14 protein-coding genes are annotated in these 19,460 nt (G+C 65.8%); 2 read left to right on the top strand and 12 right to left on the bottom strand.

The window, feature by feature from the left end:
* Positions 1-32: 32 nt before the first annotated feature.
* The 12 genes from BCHO_RS06180 to BCHO_RS06120 all read right to left on the bottom strand — a co-directional run bounded on the left by BCHO_RS06180 (position 33) and on the right by BCHO_RS06120 (position 17,436).
* On the bottom strand, positions 33-2,324 hold the full coding sequence (locus tag BCHO_RS06180; RefSeq protein ID WP_420306632.1) for a transglycosylase domain-containing protein: 2,292 nt from the start codon (positions 2,322-2,324) through the stop codon (positions 33-35).
* Positions 2,325-2,460: 136 nt separating this feature from the next.
* The gene (locus BCHO_RS06175) at positions 2,461-3,171 is read right to left on the bottom strand and encodes a Crp/Fnr family transcriptional regulator (protein WP_024541127.1); all 711 of its coding nucleotides are present in this window, start codon (positions 3,169-3,171) and stop codon (positions 2,461-2,463) included.
* Positions 3,172-3,294: 123 nt separating this feature from the next.
* Positions 3,295-4,473, bottom strand: coding sequence for a lipoate--protein ligase family protein (locus BCHO_RS06170; RefSeq protein WP_024541128.1), 1,179 nt, complete (start codon positions 4,471-4,473; stop codon positions 3,295-3,297).
* Positions 4,474-4,483: 10 nt separating this feature from the next.
* Complete coding sequence (locus tag BCHO_RS08840) at positions 4,484-5,326, bottom strand: TM2 domain-containing protein (RefSeq protein WP_024541129.1); 843 nt, start codon at positions 5,324-5,326, stop codon at positions 4,484-4,486.
* Positions 5,327-6,068: 742 nt separating this feature from the next.
* Positions 6,069-7,106, bottom strand: a complete 1,038-nt coding sequence (locus BCHO_RS06160; protein WP_024541130.1) for a 3-isopropylmalate dehydrogenase — start codon at positions 7,104-7,106, stop codon at positions 6,069-6,071.
* Between the two features lie 141 nt (positions 7,107-7,247).
* Positions 7,248-9,683, bottom strand: coding sequence for a S9 family peptidase (locus BCHO_RS06155; protein WP_024541131.1), 2,436 nt, complete (start codon positions 9,681-9,683; stop codon positions 7,248-7,250).
* Between the two features lie 654 nt (positions 9,684-10,337).
* Positions 10,338-11,480 (bottom strand): hypothetical protein, encoded by a 1,143-nt coding sequence (locus tag BCHO_RS09265; RefSeq protein WP_152595924.1) that lies wholly within the window; start codon positions 11,478-11,480, stop codon positions 10,338-10,340.
* 910 nt (positions 11,481-12,390) lie between these two features.
* Positions 12,391-13,815, bottom strand: a complete 1,425-nt coding sequence (locus tag BCHO_RS06140) for an App1 family protein (protein WP_024541134.1) — start codon at positions 13,813-13,815, stop codon at positions 12,391-12,393.
* A gap of 136 nt (positions 13,816-13,951) precedes the next feature.
* Entirely contained in the window at positions 13,952-14,362 is a 411-nt protein-coding gene (gcvH, locus tag BCHO_RS06135) for a glycine cleavage system protein GcvH (protein ID WP_024541135.1), read from the bottom strand.
* 197 nt (positions 14,363-14,559) lie between these two features.
* Positions 14,560-15,627: an NAD(+) diphosphatase gene (gene nudC / locus BCHO_RS06130; protein WP_024541136.1), complete on the bottom strand. Its 1,068-nt coding sequence runs from the start codon at positions 15,625-15,627 to the stop codon at positions 14,560-14,562.
* A 247-nt stretch (positions 15,628-15,874) separates the two neighbouring features.
* Positions 15,875-16,744: an alpha/beta fold hydrolase gene (locus BCHO_RS06125; RefSeq protein ID WP_024541137.1), complete on the bottom strand. Its 870-nt coding sequence runs from the start codon at positions 16,742-16,744 to the stop codon at positions 15,875-15,877.
* Between the two features lie 56 nt (positions 16,745-16,800).
* Positions 16,801-17,436, bottom strand: a complete 636-nt coding sequence (locus BCHO_RS06120) for an NUDIX hydrolase family protein (RefSeq protein WP_033491333.1) — start codon at positions 17,434-17,436, stop codon at positions 16,801-16,803.
* A gap of 213 nt (positions 17,437-17,649) precedes the next feature.
* Between BCHO_RS06120 and BCHO_RS06115 the strand changes: the two genes are divergently transcribed.
* Positions 17,650-18,048, top strand: a complete 399-nt coding sequence (locus BCHO_RS06115) for a thioredoxin family protein (RefSeq protein ID WP_024541139.1) — start codon at positions 17,650-17,652, stop codon at positions 18,046-18,048.
* A gap of 318 nt (positions 18,049-18,366) precedes the next feature.
* Positions 18,367-19,425 carry an aggregation-promoting factor C-terminal-like domain-containing protein gene (locus BCHO_RS06110; protein WP_024541140.1) on the top strand — a complete coding sequence of 353 codons (1,059 nt, stop codon included), beginning with the start codon at positions 18,367-18,369 and terminating at the stop codon, positions 19,423-19,425.
* The last annotated feature ends 35 nt before the right edge of the window (positions 19,426-19,460 follow it).

Here is a 19,460-nt window from a genome sequence, read left to right as displayed (position 1 = left end):
CCCCTCGTCTGCCGCAAGCCGCGGAAGACCGGCTACCGTGTGGTCGTCGTGTTCTGCTGCTGCGGCTGTGTGTTCTGCTGCGGCTGCGACTGTCCGGTCATGCCGTTCTGCTGCAACTGGCCGTTCTGCTGGCTGCCGGGCGCCCCGGTCACATGTCCGGTCGAGTGCATGTATTTGTCGACCGGCTTGCCGTAGTCGTTGTCCATCGGCAGGTTCTTCTTCTCCGCGTAGCTGCTCACGGCCTTGCTGAAGGCCGGGGCCGCGATCGTGGAGCCGTCCCAGTAGCCGTGGTAGTTGCCGTTGATCGCGATGTTCTCGATCGGATGGTTCGTCGGGTCCTGCACGTCGCCGACGAGCACGAAGGTCGCGATCTGCTTGGGGATGAAGCCGCCGGTCGTCACGTACATGTTCTCGTTCGTACCGGTCTTCGCGAAGGTCTTGCGGTTGTTCGCGAGCTTCGCCGAGCCGGCCGCGCCGTCGGGGCGCGTCACGCCCTGGTTCATCGTGTACGCGAGCGTCTGGATGATGTCCTTGTCAACCGCCTGATGGCAGTTCGCCTTCGGCACGTCGAGCTGTTCGCCGTCGGTGTTCTCGACCGACTTGATCGCGATCGGCGTGCACTGCACGCCGTCGGCCGCGTACGTCGCGTACACGTTCGCCATCGTCAGCGGCGAGACCGACGTCGTGCCGCCGATGAGCAGCGCCGGATGCATCGAGATGTCCGAATAGACGTCCTCCTGGCCGATCTTCGCGTTGTGGTAGCCGACGGACTTCGCCGCGTCGGCGACCGCGCACAGGCCGATCTGCGCGCCCATCGCCGCCATCGTCGTGTTGTGCGAGTGGACGAGGCCGAGGAACGGGCTTTCCGGCGAGACCGTGCCGTTCGTCAATGCGTTCGTCACATGCCAGTTGTCGGTGCCGCCGACATAGCCGTTGCAGTTGAAGCGGCTCGTCAGGAAGTCGGTCGGCGCGACGAGCATCTCGTTGATCGACCTGCCCTGCTGCATCCAAGCGACGAGGTTGATCGGCTTCCACGACGAACCGATCGGGAAGCCCTGGCCGCCGCCGTCGACCTGGTCGACGGCGTAGTTCATCGACGATTTCGTCGGATCGGTCGCGGCCGCGTCGGTCGCGTCATAGGTGCGGTTGAGGCCGAATCCGAGCACCTCGCCGGTCCCCGGCTTGACCGAGGCGATGACGATCTCCATGCCGGAGGGGTCGTTCGCCGGGATCGTCTGGTTCGCCGTGTCCATCATCGCGTTGCTCGCGTCGAGGTCGAGCGTCGTGACGATCTTGAGGCCGCCCTCCTGCAGCAGCTTCTCGCGGTCCTCGGCGGTCTTGCCGAACTCCGGAGAGTTCTCGATCTTGTGCACGACGTAGTCGCAGAAGAAGCCGGTGTTGTACTTCGCGGCCATGCATCCACGGCTGACATCGGTCAGGTGCAGCGTGTCCTTGAGCGGCGTATTGACGGCCTCGTCGTATTCCTGCTGCGAGATGAACTTCTGGTCGAGCATCAGCTTGAGCACGATGTTGCGCTGCTTCTGCGCCTCCTCCTGGTTCTCCGGGATCGACGGATCGTACTTCGACGGGTTCTTCGTGACCATCGCGATCGTCGCCGCCTGGACGACATTGAGCTTGTCGGCGGTCGTGTTGAAGTAGCGTTCGGCGGCCGCCTGCACGCCGTAGAGCGAGTTCGATCCGAACTGCGCGATGTTGAGGTAGCCCTGCAGGATCTCCTGCTTCGAGTACTTCTTCTCCATCTGCACCGACAGCAGCATCTCGCGCAGCTTACGCGCGATCGTGTCCTCGGTCGCATGGTATTCGCCGATCGGGTCGTCGCTTTCGCGCGCCTTCGTCGCGAGCACGTTCTTCACGTACTGCTGCGTCAGGCTCGAGCCGCCCTGCTGGTCGCCCTTCTTCATGTACGTCTGCACGAAGGCGCGCATGACGCCCTGCACGTCGACGCCCGAATGCTCCCAGAAGCGCTTGTCCTCACGGGCCACGACGGCCTGCATCATCGGCTTCGAGATGTCCTTGAGCGGCACGACCTCGCGGTTCTGCGCATAGAACTCCGCGATGACGGTCTTGCCGTCGTTCGCGTACATCGTCGATTTCTGCGGCAGGTTCGTCACGTCGAAGTCGATGCCTTCGACCTCCATCGACGGCGACACCGCGCGCGCCACGTTGTTCGCCCCCATGACCGCGGGAAGGAACAGCAGGCACGTCGTCGCACCGCCGGCGACGCACAGCGTGATGAACGCCAGCGCGAGCGCAAGAATGCGCACTCCACTCAGGGATTTCTTCTTCTTCGGCATGCGCACCATTCTATGTTGTCGGCTCTACCGATTCCAGAGGCGCAGGCCGTGGCTTTCGCCACATTCCGCGGCTGAGCATGACGGGCGCCCAGTGATTTCACACGATATTCACAGCGCGCCGCCAGCATCGCGGAGGCGGCTGCGCTCAGCGCTGCGATCGGCGGATGAGCTTGCCCGGCTGGTAGATGATGATCGTGCGCCCCTCGCGCGCGATCCATCCGCGGTTCGCGAAATCCATCAGCGCCTTGTTCACCGTCTCCCTCGACGAGCCGACGAGCTGCGCCATCTCCTCCTGCGTGAGGTCGTGCGGCACCTGCAGCCCCGCCTCGACCGGCTTGCCGAAACGCGACGCGAGGTTGAGCAGCGTCTTCGCGAGCCTCGCCGGCACATCCATGAACACGAGGTCGGCGATGCGTTCGTTGTTCGCGCGCATGCGGTGCGCGAGCACCTGCAACATGTCGACGGCGACGCGCGGGTATCGGTCGAGCCAGCGGAACAGCGCGTCATGCTCGAGCCAGACGAGGCGCGTGTCGTTCATCATCGCGATCGCCGACGCCGTGCGCGGGCCGCCGTCGGGGTCGAAGACCGGGATCTCGCCGAGCAGTTCGCCGCGCGTGTGGATGCTGAGCAGCTGCACGCGGTCGTCGACCGACTTGCGCGTCAGCTTGACGCGGCCGGACTCGATGACGTACATCCGGTGGTCGGTGTCCCCTTCGCGGAAGATGCAGTCGCCCTTCTGCACGGTCTCGTGGTGCAGCGCCGGCAGCAGCTCTTTGGCCTGCTCGGCGGAGACGTGCCTGAACAACGCCGCCTGCAGCAGCGGATTGTCCTTCCCGTACGTCTCGTCCGATGCCATGACCACCTCATTTCACGGTTGTTTCACGCGGCCGTGCGGCACGCGCACCGTCGTCCATTGTACCGTCGTCGCCACGTCGCCGCCAATCCGGAGCGCGGCGCCGACGACCGCCACGCGCGCCGTCTACGAGCCGAAGGAGGTGGCGACCCTCGCCATCGTCGCAACGACGGCGTCGCGCGTCATCGTCGTCTGCGCCGTCATCGGCTCGACGCGCCGGCGCGCCGATTTCACGGCCTTGTCGGACATCTTCTCCGGGTCGACGATGAGCACGTCGCCCATCGCGGCCGCGTCGATCGCGTATGCGAGCGTGACGTGGTGCAGCAGGCAGCCGGGTCCGCCGCCGTGCGCGGGGACGCGCATCTGCGCGGCGCCGCCGATCTTGCCGCCGACATGCGCGGAGCCGTCGGCGTCGACGTGCACGGCGGCGATGTCGTTGAGCCCGGCGTAGCAGGCGCGTACGCCGCAGGCGGCGAGCGCCTCGAGCAGCCACGCATCGCACAGCTGGTAGGTCTGCACGGCGTCGAGTCCGTCGGCGAATCCCAGCGGCGCATACAGCGAATAGGTGATCGTGTCGGCCGGTTCGATGAACATCGCGCCGCCGCCGGTGCCGCGGCGCACGATGTGCACGCCGCGTGCGTGCGCCTCGGCCACGTTCACTTCGTCCTCGATCGACTGGTAGCGGCCGCAGACGACGGCCGGCGCCGCCCATTGCCAGATGCGGACCGTCGGCTCGCGGCCGCCGTCGGCCACCTGCCACGCCCATCGTGGTTCGAGCGCCATCTGCTCCTCGGGCAGGCGCGGCCGGTCGACGACGACATGCGGGCGCAGCGCCGCCCAGCGTGCACGGATCTCGGCATCCGTGATGCGCAGAGGCGACGGCGTCGGCCGATGCTGCGCCGCCTGCCATGAGCGGCGCACGCGCGCCATATGGCGTTCCTCGAAGGCGCGTGCGGCGGGGCTGCCGCCGGCGGCCGCGCGCAGCGTCGCCAACGCGATCGCGTCGGCGTTCGCGCCGATGAGCCGGTCGGCGAGCACGTCGTCGATGCGCCGCACCGTGCGCCGGTACCATGTCTGCACGGCGCGCGCCGTCGCGTCGGCATCGACGGCGTCCGCCGGCGCGCAATCGGCGAACGTCGGATCGAGTTCATGTGCGGCGTCGGCGATGACGGATTCGATGGCGCCGATGATGGCGCGGGCGTCGCCGTCGGCGAAGAAATCGCCGTCGAGACGCGCGCCGGCGGCAAGCGTCACACGGACGAGCTTGCCGCCGGGCACTTTGACGGAACCGGAACGTTCGGTCATCGGCGTGACGTCAGTCCATCAGTTCGACGCCGCGCGCGTCGCGATGTTCGGGCGTGCCGTAGTCGGAGGTGAGGATGCGCACGCCTTCGATCCACGACCAGATCAGCGCGGCGAGCGGTCCAAGGCCGAGCGCGATCCAGCCGAGCACCGTCAGCAGCAGCTGGGCGATGCCGCGGCCGGTGTAGCCGAGGTAGAAGTTGTGGATGCCGAACATGCCGAAGAAGAACGCGAGCAGGCCCGCGAGGATCTTGTTGCGCGCGACGTAGTAGGTCGTCGGCGTCGCATAGGACGGCTGCGGCTGCGCGCCGTAGTTCGGCTGCTGCGCGGAGTTTGCGTCCGGCGCCGCGTAGGCTCCCATCGGCATCGTCGGGGCGCCCGCGCCGTATGCCGGCGCATGCTCGTACGGGCTCGACGTCGACGTCGCCGCATACGGGTTGCCCATCGAATCGACGACCGGTTGTTGTGCGGCGGGAGCGGGCATCTGCGCGTAGGCGGCCGGAGTCGTCTGCGCATAGGCGGCGGTCGACGCGTCAGCGGTCGGCGCGCCGAAGTCGGACGGATTGTCGAAGGCGTACGGCTCGGACGGCATACCGACATTCGTCGTGCCGGCATCAGCGGCCGTGGTGTTCTGAGCCGCGGCATCCGCGGAGGATGCGACGCCCTCGATCGTCTCGGTCACCGTGTCGCCGGTCGCCGGATCGGTCACGCTCGTCTGCTCGAAGGCCACCGTCTGCGGTTCGGTCTGCGGATCCGTGTTCGCGTCGTCCGGGTTGGCCGGAATGGCCGGGTTGATCGGATCGGTTGGATCGGTCGGGTTGGTCGGGTTGGTCGGGTTGGTCTGTGGCTGTGTCATGGTTCCTCGATTCCTCATCGGCATGCGCGCGCACGCCCATGCCGTTGTCCTTTGGCTCTGTTGCCAACGATAGCCGTCCCCGATGGGAGTTGGCTGCAAGTTTCCCGACTTTCAGCGTAACGCACCACGCCGCCGCGCGCCGCAGCTCCAGCCGCCCGTCCCGCTCCCCTTCAGCGGCACTACTCGCGTACCTCACCCACAACATGCCGCCGCACTCCACAGCAACGGCATTATTTAGGTAATCTCACCCACAACATGCCGCCATGCGCTCCAATAACGGCAGTATTTAGGTGGGGCACCCACAACATGCCGTTCCGCATCCCCACAACGGCATTATTTAGGTAACCACACCCACAGCATGCCGCCGCTGGCCGCCTACGAAAAACGGGCGTCCGCACATAGATGCGGGCGCCCGTCGAAAACGTTGAATCGACGCGCTCAGGCGACGTAGACCGGGCCGTACTCGCCCGGGACGTGGGTCGTCGCGATGTACGGGCCCGCGGTCGGACGTGCATAGGTCTGGAAGCCGTTGCTGTAGTTCATCGATGCTTCTTCACAGTTGCAGCACATGATTACCTCATTTCATACGACACATGGAGTGCCGTGATTCGTTACGGGAACCGCTCGCGCGGCTCTTTGCACATACGACGCCCAGTCTACAGCCGAGTGCCGAAGAACGGCCGGTCGTGTTTACGCATCGCGCAAACACGACCGGCCGCATATCCATGCTCCCCGACGGCGCTCAGATGCGCGCGAGGATGTCGCGTCCGACCTCGTCGGTGGAACGCGTCGTCGAACCGAGTTCGGCGATGTCCGCCTCGACGGCCGCGTCGATCCTCGCGGCCGCGTCGTCGAATCCGAGGTGGCGCAGCAGCATCGCGGCCGACAGGATCGCGGCCGTCGGGTTCGCGATGCCCTTGCCGGCGATGTCCGGCGCCGAACCATGGATCGGCTCGAACATCGACGGATATTCGTCGATCGCGTTGATGCAGCCGGACGCCGAGTAGCCGACGCCGCCGACGACGGCGCCCGCCTCGTCGGTGAGGATGTCGCCGAAGAGGTTGTCGGTGAGGATGACGTCGAAGCGCTGCGGATCGTTGACGAGGTAGATCGTGGCCGCGTCGATGTGGTTGTAGTCGTGCGTGACCTCCGGATATTCCTCGCCGACCTTGTCGACGATGCGCTGCCACATGTCGCCGGCGTTGACGAGGACGTTCTTCTTGTGCACGAGCGTCACGTGCCTGCGGCGCTTCATCGCCAGTTCGAAGGCGTAGCGCACGACGCGCTCGACGCCGTAGGCCGTGTTGATCGAAACCTCGGTGGCCACTTCGTGTTCGGTGCCCTTGCGGATCGCGCCGCCGGCACCGCAGTACAGGCCTTCAGTGCCTTCGCGCACGACGACGAAATCGATGTCGCCCGGTTCGGCGAGCGGCGACGTGACGCCCTTGTACAGCTTCGACGGGCGCAGGTTCACGTACTGGTCGAGCGCGAAGCGCAGCTTGAGCAGCAGGCCGCGTTCGAGGACACCCGCCTTGACGCGCGGGTCGCCGACCGCGCCGAGCAGGATCGCGTCGGTCTTCTTGATGGCTTCGAGATCCTCATCCGGCAGGATCTCGCCGTCGCGCAGATAGCGTTCGGCGCCCAGGTCGAAGGGTTCGTAACTGAATTCCGCCACGTCCGCGGCCGCCTTCTCCAGTGCCTGCTGCGCCCACGGGGTGACTTCCTTGCCGATGCCGTCGCCGGGAATGACGGCGATCGTGTACTGCTTGTGTTCGCTCATGACATGCGAGCGTACACGCGCGCGGCCGCCGCGCACGCGGCGCCGTTCATTCCGTGGACAGCGCCGCCATTCGATTCCGCATAGTGGAATTCCGACTGAGACACGGCGCCGGCAGCCTCGCCTCCGACGCCGTCCGCCGCGTCAGCGCACGGCCGATTCGAGCGGTTCCTCGGCGCCCATCGCCTCCAGGCACCACGCGTTCTCGTAGCAGACGTCGCGCCACTGCTTGTAGCGGCCGGTGCCGCCGCCGTGACCCGCCTCGACCTCGATCTTGATGAGCGCGTCGAGCCCGGCCGCCTGCAGCCGCGCGACCCATTTGAGCGGCTCGACGACGAGGACGCGCGTGTCGTTCATCGACGTCGTCACGAAGATCTTCGGATAATGCGCCACGGCCTCGCCGTCGCGCCACACCGCGCGCGTCGCGCCGTCGGCCGCCGGCTCGGGCACCGGCGCGTTCTCGTACGGCGAATAGTCGCGCATGTAACGGTAGGCCTCGGCGTCGTGCAGCGGGTCGCCCCACTCGTCCCATTCGGTCACCGTCAGCGGCAGCGACGGGTCGAGCATCGTCGTCAGCGCGTCGACGAACGGCACGTCCGCCTCGATGCCGGCGTAGCGCTCCGGCGCCATGTTCGCGACGGCGCCCATCAGCAGGCCGCCGGCCGAGCCGCCGTTCGCGACGGTGCGCGCCGGGTCGGCGAGGCCGCAGTCCTGCAGCGCGGCCGTCACGTCGACGAAATCCTCGAAGGTGCGCTTCTTGCGCAGCCGCCGGCCGTTCTCGTACCATGCGCGTCCCATCTCGCCGCCGCCACGCACATGCGGCACCACGTACAGCACGCCGCGGTCGAGCAGGCTCAGCCTCGCGATCGAGAATCCCGGGTCGGAGCTGATCTCGTAGGCGCCGTAGCCGATGACGAACATCGGCATCCGCCCGCGCATCGCGTCGCGCCGGTAGACGAGGGAGACCGGGATGCGCTCGCCGTCGCGCGCCGTCACCCACACGCGGCGTTCGGCGTAGTCGCGCGGGTCGTAGCCGCCGAGCACCGTCGCCTCCTTGAGCAGCACGTCGGAGCCGTCACGCGTGTCGAGCTCGTGCAGCTCGCCGGGACGCGTGTAGCTCGTGAACAGGTAGCGCATGCGCGGCGCGTCGTACGACGGGTTGCCGCTCGTGCCGATCGAATAAAGCCGCTCGGCGGCGCCGTCGAAGCCGTCCAATGCGGGTGCGGGCACGTCCTGCGGCGTCCAGTCGCCGTCGAGCGCCGGCGGCGTGACCGCTTCGAAACGCCACGGCCTGCCGTGGAGGAAGTCGTCGGCGGCCGCCGCCTTGCCCATGACGGCGAGGCGCGGCAGTCCGTCAGCGCGGTAGGACAGCGCGACGAAATGCCGGTGCAGCGCGATGCCGTCGATCGCCAGGCCCCGCACGCCGCGCAGCAGCTGCGGATTGCGCGGATCGTCGAACGGCGTGCCGACCGGCATCGCCGACGCCCCGTCGATGACGGCGTCGCCGAGTTCGCAGCCGTACGGCGAGCCGCACGCGATCATCGTGCCGTCGCCGAGCATGTACGGCGCGCCGTGCTCGCGCATGTCGATGACGTCGATCTCGAAGTTCGGGTTCGTCGCGTTGTGGTAGACGACGGCGACCGGCACGTCCCCGCCGTGCTCGCCGGCGCCTTCGAAGGTCGCGAAGCTCACGTCGTATTCGACGCCCTCCTTGCGCGGGATGAACGTCGTGAACTCGCCCTCCGGGTCGCTCACCGGCAGCATCAGCACCTCGCTCGTCGTCTTCGAACCGGTGCCGATGACCAGATGCCGTTCGTCGAAGGACACGCCGATGCCCGCCCAGAACCGTTCGTCGTCCTCGCGGTAGACGTCCACGTCGTCGGCGACGGCCGTGCCGACCTTGTGCCGGCGGATGAGCCACGGCCGCTGCGCCTCGTCGAGCACCGTGTAGAACACGTAGCGCGCGTCCGGCGTGAAGCAGGCGGCGGCGATGCCCGCGAAGCGCTCCGGCAGTTCACGGCCGGTCGCGATCTCGCGGATCGTGAAATCGTAGCGTTCGTCGCCGTTCGTGTCGACGCCGAGCAGCATCCAGCGGCCGTCCTTGCTGATGTCCATGCCGCCGATGCGGTAGAAGTCGTGGCCTTCCGCCTCGGCGTTCGCGTCGAGGACGATCTGCTCGCCCTCGAGCTGCCCCGGCCGCGTCGCCGCGTCGATGACCGGCGGATCCCAGTCATCCTCGTCGTGCACCGGAAGCCGGCACTGCACCGCGTACTGCCGGCCCTTCTGTGTGCGCGCGTAGTACCAGTAGCCGTCCATGCGCGTCGGCACCGACATGTCGGTCTCCTGGACGTGCGAACGGAACTCCTCGAAGAGCCGTTCGTGCAACGGCGCGAGATGCGCCATGCGCGACTCGGTATAGGCGTTCTCGTCGGCCACGTACTGCTTGAGGCGCGGCGACTCCTTGTCCCTCATCCACTCGTAGGGGTCGACGAAGACGTCGTCGTGGAAGCTGCGTTCGCTGTCGATCCGCGCGGCCTGCGGCGGCCGCATGTCCATCTGCGCGTTCTGCTCGTTGGTCATGCGCCGATTATACGCACGCGTCCGTCCGCGGTCTGGCCCGTCCTTGGGAGCCATGCTTCAGGCAGCGCTCCATGGGCGACCCGTCGCCGCGCCCCGGGAGAGCCATGCGGAGTCCATCCATGTTGCCATCTGCAGCCCACGACGGATGCGATCGAGAACCAGGCGGAATCCAACCATGCGGAGGCGGCATGCGACGAGCCCAATCTCCGGGCGTTGCTCCACGAGGGATCCATCCATGCGCTGGCGGCGCGCCAGTCCCGGCATATCCGCACTGCAACCTCCGGCGACGAGTCCATCCGCATCGAATGGGATGCATACATATCGGCATCCAGCAGCCACGTCGGCATATGAGCGCATCGACATGGGACCATCTGCGCTGAGGGAGAGCAACATCTCGGACTGGGACGAGTATGCCAATCCGTTTCCGCCATTTTCCAACACCCCAAATCCCATATACTCGGCCCAAACCGAGATGTTGCTCTCCCCCAACGCAGATACGGCATTCCATCGTCCCCATGACGCTCCGAAAGCATTGCTCCCTAATACAGATTTAATAAATCTATGTAATAAAGATGCACCATGCAGACATTTCTGGCTTTTCGCACAATCCAGCTGAATCAAGACGCCACGCATGTCCCACTCCGGCATCCGCCTTCATCGTCTTTTCCAGCCCTTACGCCGCCCATCCGCCACCGCACGCAGATCGAAGGGCTCGTCTCGCAGATAATCGTTTCCCGTGCGCTCCTTGAGGTACCGTGCGACGAGTTCCGCGATCTGCCTGCAAGCGTCCTTGGTCGCAAGGGCCTCATCGGTCACCTGCACATACGCCCAGCCGGCGAGTTCTATCGCCAACCGCCGCTGTGCGTCCTGCGCCCATTGGTTTTGGTGGAAACGACCGTCATATTCCACATCCACCCTCGCATCGGGAAAAGCGATGTCCAGAAACACGAGCGTCCCGTCCGGCAGCACAAGCGGATAGTTCACCACCGGCCGCGGCAGTCCGTATCGGATGAGCAATAGACGCAGGATGCTCTCCCGCACGGAATCAGTCCCCTCCTCCATTAGCGCCAGTGCTCTCCGGCAATTGCGTATTCCCTTCGGAGCTCTCATCCCATGCTCCGAACCATAGCGCTCAATCCGACAGAGGAGATCCTCGAAGCTCTCCAGCGTCACCTGATCATGCAGGGCGTACCGCCGCATCATCGCATCACCGAGTATCACGAGTTCTTCCAGATCGATGAATCTGGCAAACATGAACCATGTGAATTCCGGCGTCGTGCATGTCACTCCGTCCGCCACCTCAACCGTCTCGATGGGAATTCCGCTGGTGAAGAACGTTGCCGGGTATCTTCCCTGTCGAGTCCCCGGCCGTTGCTTCGCCAAACGGTCACGGGGCTTGTTGTTTTTGTCGCCGACCACCACTTGCAGCAATTCCGCGCCAAGACGCCACCACGGTTTCACCGCGGTGAGCGGATCCCAATCGACTCCAAGCAGCCGTATCGCCGTCGTCAACGTGAATATGCACGCCTCGCCGCGGCCGCAGGCCGCTTCGGCGTCCAAACATCGACTGACGGCATCAATCTGTATATGGGCTATATGCTCCCGCCCTTCCGAACCATCCATGTCCTTGCCGCCCCGTCCCTCATACCTATTTGTCCGATAAACGTTGCACATGGCCAACGAATGTATCGGCTCTCCCCCTCCGATGCATCCCGCATCGAAAATAATGTGGAAATGTGGATAAAGGCTTCGTCCGCCGTCGCCACCATTCGGCGGCCGATCTTTCAGCCAGCACATACAAAGGTCCGTCCCGTGCCATTACGCTTCGGCATGGTTCGCTTCATGCTACGAGACATCCAGCTATGCAGGTTTCCCTTCCAGAACCGGGAAAAACAGCAGCACACCAACGAACCTACGGCTCGCACCGGATTCCCCATCAAGAACCGAATAAGACCAGTAACCATCGCTGCCCCGCGCATCATTCACCTATCCGTGCTGAGGGGGAACCATCCCAAATTCCAGAATCGGACATCCGCCTATGTTCCCCCCCTATCCGCGCTGAGGGGGAGCAACATCCCGGTTTGGGGCGAGTATGCCGATCCGTTTCCGCCATTTTCCAACACCCCAAATCCCATATACTCGGCCCAAACCGGGATGTTGCTCTCCTCCAACGCAGATACGGACGCCGAAGCCCATACCGGCCTCAATCACCTCCCGTACGCGTGCCGACGCGACATGAACACATCCGGGCCGGCGGCGATCGCCGCGTCACCTCCCGTACGCGTGCCGACGCGACCGGATTCAAGGACGTTTGAAACCTATTCCGACCTTGCTCACCTCCCATGCGTGCACCAACACGATACGATGCCCTCGACGACCACATCGTCGATGCCGTCATCTCCCGCGTATGCACCCACGCGGCCGGATTCAAGGAAGCTGAAGTCCGCCCCGGTCTCGGCTGCCCCGCATCGTCCCGGCCACCACGCAATGACGGGACGATGCGGCAACACGCCGTGAGGCCATATGCGAAACGCCGTGTGAGAATGCCACATAGCAAACACGAAAAGACGGTGCATCGTATGCCCAATGCCATAACGATGCACTGTCATCCGATCGACGCATGGCAGCCATACGCGCAACCGTCGGAATCGGCGTATTCCCGTTCCGCAGGAATCGCACCCATACCCGCCCTGGAAAGAGCCCCGCTTCAGACGAACTGCTCGAGATACGGCAGCATCGTCTTCATCATGTTCGCGCCGGTCGCGCCGGTGAACACCGGCACATCGGTGTCCGGCACCGGCTGCGTCGTCGCGAATCCGCTCATCGAGACGAGGCCGCCGCTCGCCTCGCGCGGCGACAGCTGGCGGATGCCGATCGCGATCACGCGCCCCGGATACCGTTTGACGATCTGCGCGTAGGTCGTCGGGTCCTTCTGCCCGTCGTCGCCGAGCAGGATGAACTTCATGTTCGGGAAGTCCTCCATCAGCTGTTCGGCGTACTCGAGCTTGTGCTGCACGCCCGAGGGCACGAAGGTCTTCGGCCTGGGGTCGAGGTCGCGCAGCAGCAGCGGGCCGTCCGGGAAGCCGTAGTCGGTGATGAAGCCGCGGATCTGGCTTTCGACGTTCCACGGCGACGTCGACAGATAGAAGAACGGCGCGTTGGGGAACATCGTGCGGATCTTGTTGTACATCACCGCCATGCCCGGCACCGACGCGCGCTTGTGCGGCGACAGCAGCAGCATGTTGTATGCGGCCTTCCACACCGTCGGCACCTGCGTGACCATGATCGTGTCGTCGACGTCGGAGATGACGCCGACCTTCGTGTCGCTCGGTATCGTGAACAGCTCAGCCTCGACCGGAGGCCTGCGCGGCACCATGCAGCTGATCGTGTGGACGCCCGGCTGCAGCCGGTGCTCGGCGAGCAGGTCGAGGTATCCGGACGAGTCGGAGACCGAGTAGTCCATCGTCTGGCTGCGCGCCGGATCCATCGGATCGTAGACCTCCATCGTGCCGACCTGCACCGTCTTGAGCGGCACGTCGTCGATGTCGATGCGCACGCGCTCGTGCGCCGCCGGCACCTCGAGCATCGCGTGGATGCCGCGCATCGGCGTGTGCGGCTTCGCATGCGTCGGCGCGTAGATCGTGCGGCAGACGAGGCGCGAGTACTCCTCGGTGCCGTATCCGACATACGATTTGACGCTCGGGAACCAGTTGAGCCTGCGCACGAGCGACGTCGAGACCTTGATCCACACGCCGAACACGGCGATGACGGCCTTGCGCATCAGCGCCTTGATCGGGTTCGTCACATGCAGCCGGCGGCGGCGCACAAAACGCCGGCGCGGCACACCGGTCGCGATCTCGCCGAGCGGCACGGCGACCGTCGGCATGTCGTCGCTCGCCGTCGCCGCCGACGTCGTGCGCAGTGCGACGGCGGCGGAGGCGGACTCGCCGTCCTCCTGCGCCGCGGCCGGCGCGAGCGCCGCGTCGTCCTCGACGGGTTCGGCGCCGGACCTGGCGGTGCCACGCACACGCCGCAGCCCGATGCGCCCTTCGCGCTCGACCTCGTTCAACGCGTGGTCGAGCAGCCGTTTCGTCGTCTTCAGCCGCCGTGCCGATGCATCCGGATCGCTCATGTCAGCTTCCTTCATTCCTCAGGTTATGCACGTACTTCGTATATGCACGTATATGTGCACCGCGCCCCGTGCATGCCGCATGCATACGGCGCGGCATCCGCGAACGGAGCACGGCCGTGCCGCGCGCCTTGTTCCGCTACTTCCTGATGATGGCTGCGTATTCGTCCGCGTCCAACAGTTCGGGGAGGTCGTCGTCGAGCTCGACCTTGACGAGCCAGCCTTCGCCGTAGGGGTCGTCGTTGATGATCGCGGCGTCGTCCTCGGCTTCGTGGTTGACGTACTTCACGGTGCCGGCGACCGGGCTGATGACCGGTTCGACGGCCTTCGCCGATTCGACCTGCACGAGTTCGTCGCCGGCCTCGACGCGCGTGCCGACCTGCGGCAGGTCGACGAACACGATGTCGCCCATGTGTTCGGCCGCGTATTCGGTGATGCCGATGACGGCCGGTTCGACCGAGTCGTCCACCCACACATGGTCCTCGCTGTACTGCAGATGACGCGGGATGTCGAGCCTGTCCGCCTGTCCCGTCTGTTCCTCTTGTGCCATGATGCTCCTCGTTTCCTTGGGTTGCCGTTTTTTGGATTGTCCTATTGATGCCGTGCCGCCGTGCACGCCGGCGCAGTGTCGGCCGGATGCCGAGGCGGACGGATGCGTTGACGCCATTATGCCAGCTTCCGTGCGTCCGATGGGCGGGGCCCGCCCGTCGGACGCCTACGCGCCGGCCATGTTCGGATCTGCCGGGTTCAGATCTGCCGGCCGTACCATTCCTCGATCATGACGCGCGCGATCGTCGCCTTGCCCGGAGCCTCGATCTGCCCGGTCACGAGCAGGTCGGTGTATTCGTCGCGCGTCACCCACCGTGCGTCGCCGACCTCCTCGCCGTCCACCTGTATGTCGGTGCTGAGCGCCTGCCCCTTGAAGCCCATCATCAGCGAGATCTTGTACGGCCACGGCTGCGAGCCCAGATACTTGACCTCGCCGACGCGGATGCCGGTCTCCTCGAACGTCTCGCGCCTGCAGGCGTGCTCGAGGTTCTCCCCCGCCTCGACGAATCCTGCGGACACCGAATACAGCAGCGGGTTCTTCCATGCCTTGTTGTGCTGGATGAGCAGCCGGTCCTGCGCATCGACGACCGTCATGATGACGGCCGGCTCGACGCGCGGGAACAGCAGCCGGAAGTCGTCCTCGGAGTTCGTGCAGCGCTGCGCCCATCCGCTCATCGCCTGCTCGACCGGGTATCCGCAGTGCGGGCAGTGCCGCTGGTAGGCGAACCAGTTCGACAGGGCGAGCATCGTCGTCGCCTGTCCGATCTCCCGTGCCGACGCGCGCGGCGCGAATCCGCGCAGATCGACCCAGTCGAAGCGCGCGACCGCCGACGCGAAGATGCCGTCGTGCGTGTCGTGGCCGCCGTTCGCATCGTCGAAGGCGTCGTCGACATGCCGTGCGGCGTCCTCGGGCGACTGATGCGCGACGTCGGTCAGGTCGAGCGCGACGACGTGCTGCGGCGCGGCGCCCGCGTAGGAGCCGAGATAGATCGCCTTGACCTCCGGATGGTGCGGCAGCGCGTCGGCGACGTACTGCCCGGGCAGCATCGCGAGCCGCATATGCGCCGTCGACTGCCGTGTGAGCGCGCGCTGTCCGAAGGGCACGGCGAGCAGTCCGGCGCGTGTGAGCACGACGCTCGTGCCCGCCTCGCGCAGCACGTCGTCGATGAGATGCGGGTCGGCGCGCCGTTCCACGCCGTAAGCGATATCGCCCTGGACGAGCGGCAGGTACGGCAGCGCCTGCGTCAATGCGAGCGATGAGAACATCGGCATCATCTCCTCGGGACCGTCTCCGGTCGTCGTCTGTTCCGTCAAGTCCGTCGGACCGTACAGCGTGCGGCCCTCCCTCCACTGTAGGACACGACGCCCGATGACGCCGCCGCGCCGGCTACGCGTTGCGCGATACGATCGGCGCCGCCGGCCGAGATTCCGCCATCGGCCGCATGCCCGTACGACCGCGGCCGGCATCCGCGAATACCGATTTCAGCCGCCGCCTATGGCCGCCGATTCCCGACTACCGATCCTCGTCGACGCCGCGCGGCACGCGTGCGACGAGGTCGAGCAGCGCATCGGCGACGATCTGCGGCCGCTCCCATGCGCTGAAATGCCCGCAGTCCTCGATCTCGGTGAACATGACGTCGGTGCCCGTCATCCGGTCCGCAATCGGTCGCATGACCTTCGGGCTGCTCGACGGGTCGTCGACGCCGCAGATGACGGCCGCCGGCACTTCGACCCGCGCGAACTGGTCGTTGAGGTCGGGCCGGCCCGCCGCCATCAGCTCGCGCCATGCGATGCCGGCCGGCTGCTGCTCGCGGATCCAGGTACCGAACTGGTCGATGTAGGCCTGCGAACGCTTGACGCTCGAATCCTCAGGCTGCACGTCGGTGAAGAACATGACCGGCTCGGTCGTGTGCCGTTCGACGCATTCATGTGCGATGCGTATACGGTTCGCGCGCGCCTGAGCACTGTCGGCGTCGCCCTTCGTGTCGAGCAGCGCGACGCCGGCGATCGCCTCGGGGTGCCGCCGCTGGATGTCGAGGACGACGTATCCGCCCATCGACAGCCCCGCCCAGATCGCCTGTCGGTAGCCGGCCGCGTGCAGCAGCTCGACGTAGGCGTCGGCGACCATGTCGAGCGCCTGCGGATACGCGCCGTCCTCGGCGATCCGGCCGCTGTCCTGCGGCTTCGGCGTCGGCGAGGCGCCGGCTCCCGGCATGTCGGGCGCCCAGATCGGGAACTGCGCGAGCTCCTGCGCGTCCGTCGTCTCCATCAGCGCCGTCGCGCAGCGATCCCACATCCTGTGGTCGACCGGGAATCCGTGCACGAGGACGAGCGGCATCCCCTCGCCGTCCCTGTAGATGTGGTTTTCGATCGTCAGCGTCATCCTTCGCCTCTTCTTATCCGTGTATTCGTCCGCAACCATTCGCCGTCCGCGGCCGCTCACAGCCCGGTCCATGCGAGCGCCTGGCGCACGATGTAGTCGTGGCCGTCGCTCATCTGCCCGAGGAATTCGTCGAACGCGGCCGACCGCGGATCGACCCATTCGACGTCGAGTGTCTCGTCCTGCGGCTTGCAGTCGCCGGCGATCGGCACGATGTAGCACAGCGCGATCGCATGCTGACGCTCATCGTGGTACGGCGAGACGCCGGGCGTCGGGAAGAACTCTGCGACGGTGAACGGCGTCAGGCCTTGCGGCAGCATCGGCAATGCGATGTCGCCGAGGTCCTTCGCGACGTTGCGCGCGATCGCCTCGCGAATCGTCTCATGGTAGAGCACGCGACCGGCGATGAGCGTGCGTTCGATGACGGCGCCGCCATCGGAGACGCGCAGCAGCGAGCCGATGCTCGTCACGCGGCCGAAGTCGTCGACGCGCACCGGCACAACCTCCACGTACGCGACCGGCATCTCGCGACGCACACGTCTCAGTTCGTTCTCGTCGATCCATCCGGGAGGCGTGACGCGGCCGGAGCCGCGCGACCTCGTGAAGTCCTCCGGGGTGATGTGGTCGAATTCGCCACGACGGCGCCCCGCATCGTAATCGCCGTCGTCCGGCACTTCGTCATTCAGAACTGGCATGTACCCATTATCGATGCGCATGGGCCGCGGGCGGAAGCGGCGTGTCGGCGCCGCGTCGCATGCGACCGGCGGTATCCCAAGGCCGCCGCGGGCGCCGCGATTCCCCCGCTGGCTGATTCGGCATCGCTTCCGCGTGTTTATGGAATGCTTGAGAAGGCGATGCGGTTGTGCATGACAGACCCATCGAGAACGAACGTCATTAAGGAGACCACCATGGCAGTTCAGGAAATCACCACCGAGACCTTCCCGCAGGCAGTCAAGGACCATCAGCTCGCGTTCTTCGACTTCTTCGCCACCTGGTGCGGCCCGTGCCGCGCCTTCGGCCCGATCTTCGAGAAGGCGAGCGAGGCGAACCCGGACGTCTTCTTCGGCAAGATCGACATCGACAAGAACCAGGACCTCGCCGCGCAGGCGAACGTCCAGGCCGTGCCGACGCTGATGATCGTCAAGGACGGTCACATCATCTATCAGGAGCCAGGCGCGCTGCGCGCGCCGGATCTCGATGACATCATCGACCAGGCGAAGAAGCTCGACGTGCAGACCGCGCTCGAGGAGGCGCAGAAGAACGGCGAGGATCCGCATGAGATCCTCGAGGAGCACGAGGACAAGTAATCCGTCCCGGCGGCAGGCCCGTTCCGGCCAATCGGTCGGAACGGGCCTTTTCGTCTCCTTGGTCTCTGGCCCTTCCCCTCGATTTGTGGCGCGCGCATGGCATGCCGGGTCGCCGCCGTCTGCGATCGACGTGTGGACATCGATGTCCGAACTGTGAAGATATAGACATTCCCGAGGCCGCGCGAAGGGCGTGCGATATACTGTTGTTCAGTGTGCATTCCGGCGGCGGCCATATGCGACCGCACGCACCGCGACGCCCCTGCAGGACCAGGGTCGCGAATACCGCCGAGGATTATCGGACGTACGTTGAGGAGCACAATGGCTACCCATCACAAAGCAGACCAGCCGACGCTTCGCTCGCTCACCAAGAGGCAGTGGATCCGCATCGCCTCCGTGTGCGCGGCCGTGGGTCTGGTCGTGGCTGGAGGTGCGGCCACACGAAGCATCTATTCCCATGCCGATGCCGCCCCCACCGCACAGCCGACCGCCTACTCGATCTCGGACGAGCACGCGGCCTCCCGTGGCAACGCACGTGACGCGCTCGACGGCGAGCCGACCTACGTGAACGTCACAATCAATGGCAAGACACGCACCGTGCTCGGCACGAACTTCACCGATGTGAAGTCGGTGCTCGACGCCGGCGACATCACCTTGGAGAGCGGCGACACCGTCGAGCCGTCGCTGAAGACGAAGGTCGACGAATCGACGACGATCACGATCAACCGAGCCGGCGCGAAGATGGAGACCGAGGAATCGAAGATTCCGTTCAACACCGTCAAGAAGGAGACGTCGTCGCTGCCGAAGGGCACCGAGAAGGTCGAGACGGAAGGCCAGGAGGGCATCCTCGAACGCACGAACCTCGTCGAACGCAGCGGCGACAGGATCATCTCGTCGAACACCTTCGCCTCATGGGTGAAGAAGGCCCCGGTCGAGAAGGTCGTCCTCGTCGGCACCGCGAACCCGCAGCCGGCCGCGCAGCCGGAGCCGACGCAGGACACATCGGACAAGGCCACGTCGGATTCGGGCAACGCGTCGAAGCCGGCGTCGAACAACAATATCGGCACGACCGCCCCGGTCGGCGAGATGCAGCAGTGGGCACATGACTATCTGCTCGCGAACGGCGGCACCGAGGCCGACTTCACGGCCACCGTCTTCATCATCTCCCATGAATCCGGCTGGTCGGTCACGGCCACGAACCCGTCCTCCGGCGCCTATGGCCTGGCGCAGGCGCTGCCGGGCAGCAAGATGGCCTCGCACGGCGCCGACTGGGCGACGAACTACCAGACACAGCTCAAGTGGTTCTGGGACTACTGCAAGGGCCGTTACGGCTCAATCCAAGGCGCATACGCGTTCTGGCAGGCGAACCACTGGTACTGATCCGAAGATGAGTCCCGAGTTCGGCGGTTCCGTCC

The organism is Bifidobacterium choerinum (assembly GCF_000741135.1).
GTDB classification, from domain to species: Bacteria; Actinomycetota; Actinomycetes; order Actinomycetales; family Bifidobacteriaceae; genus Bifidobacterium; species Bifidobacterium choerinum.
This window is presented reverse-complemented; position numbering and strand designations above follow the sequence as displayed.

Coding starts and splice junctions, on each gene's coding strand:
- nudC (WP_024541136.1), bottom strand. CDS start 15,627: ATGTTCTCATCGCTCGCATTGACGCAGGCGCTGCCGTACCTGCCGCTC.
- BCHO_RS06175 (WP_024541127.1), bottom strand. CDS start 3,171: ATGGCATCGGACGAGACGTACGGGAAGGACAATCCGCTGCTGCAGGCG.
- BCHO_RS06115 (WP_024541139.1), top strand. CDS start 17,650: ATGGCAGTTCAGGAAATCACCACCGAGACCTTCCCGCAGGCAGTCAAG.
- BCHO_RS06140 (WP_024541134.1), bottom strand. CDS start 13,815: ATGAGCGATCCGGATGCATCGGCACGGCGGCTGAAGACGACGAAACGG.
- BCHO_RS06170 (WP_024541128.1), bottom strand. CDS start 4,473: ATGACCGAACGTTCCGGTTCCGTCAAAGTGCCCGGCGGCAAGCTCGTC.
- gcvH (WP_024541135.1), bottom strand. CDS start 14,362: ATGGCACAAGAGGAACAGACGGGACAGGCGGACAGGCTCGACATCCCG.
- BCHO_RS09265 (WP_152595924.1), bottom strand. CDS start 11,480: ATGTGCTGGCTGAAAGATCGGCCGCCGAATGGTGGCGACGGCGGACGA.
- BCHO_RS06180 (WP_420306632.1), bottom strand. CDS start 2,324: ATGGTGCGCATGCCGAAGAAGAAGAAATCCCTGAGTGGAGTGCGCATT.
- BCHO_RS06120 (WP_033491333.1), bottom strand. CDS start 17,436: ATGCCAGTTCTGAATGACGAAGTGCCGGACGACGGCGATTACGATGCG.
- BCHO_RS06125 (WP_024541137.1), bottom strand. CDS start 16,744: ATGACGCTGACGATCGAAAACCACATCTACAGGGACGGCGAGGGGATG.
- BCHO_RS06160 (WP_024541130.1), bottom strand. CDS start 7,106: ATGAGCGAACACAAGCAGTACACGATCGCCGTCATTCCCGGCGACGGC.
- BCHO_RS06110 (WP_024541140.1), top strand. CDS start 18,367: ATGGCTACCCATCACAAAGCAGACCAGCCGACGCTTCGCTCGCTCACC.
- BCHO_RS08840 (WP_024541129.1), bottom strand. CDS start 5,326: ATGACACAGCCACAGACCAACCCGACCAACCCGACCAACCCGACCGAT.
- BCHO_RS06155 (WP_024541131.1), bottom strand. CDS start 9,683: ATGACCAACGAGCAGAACGCGCAGATGGACATGCGGCCGCCGCAGGCC.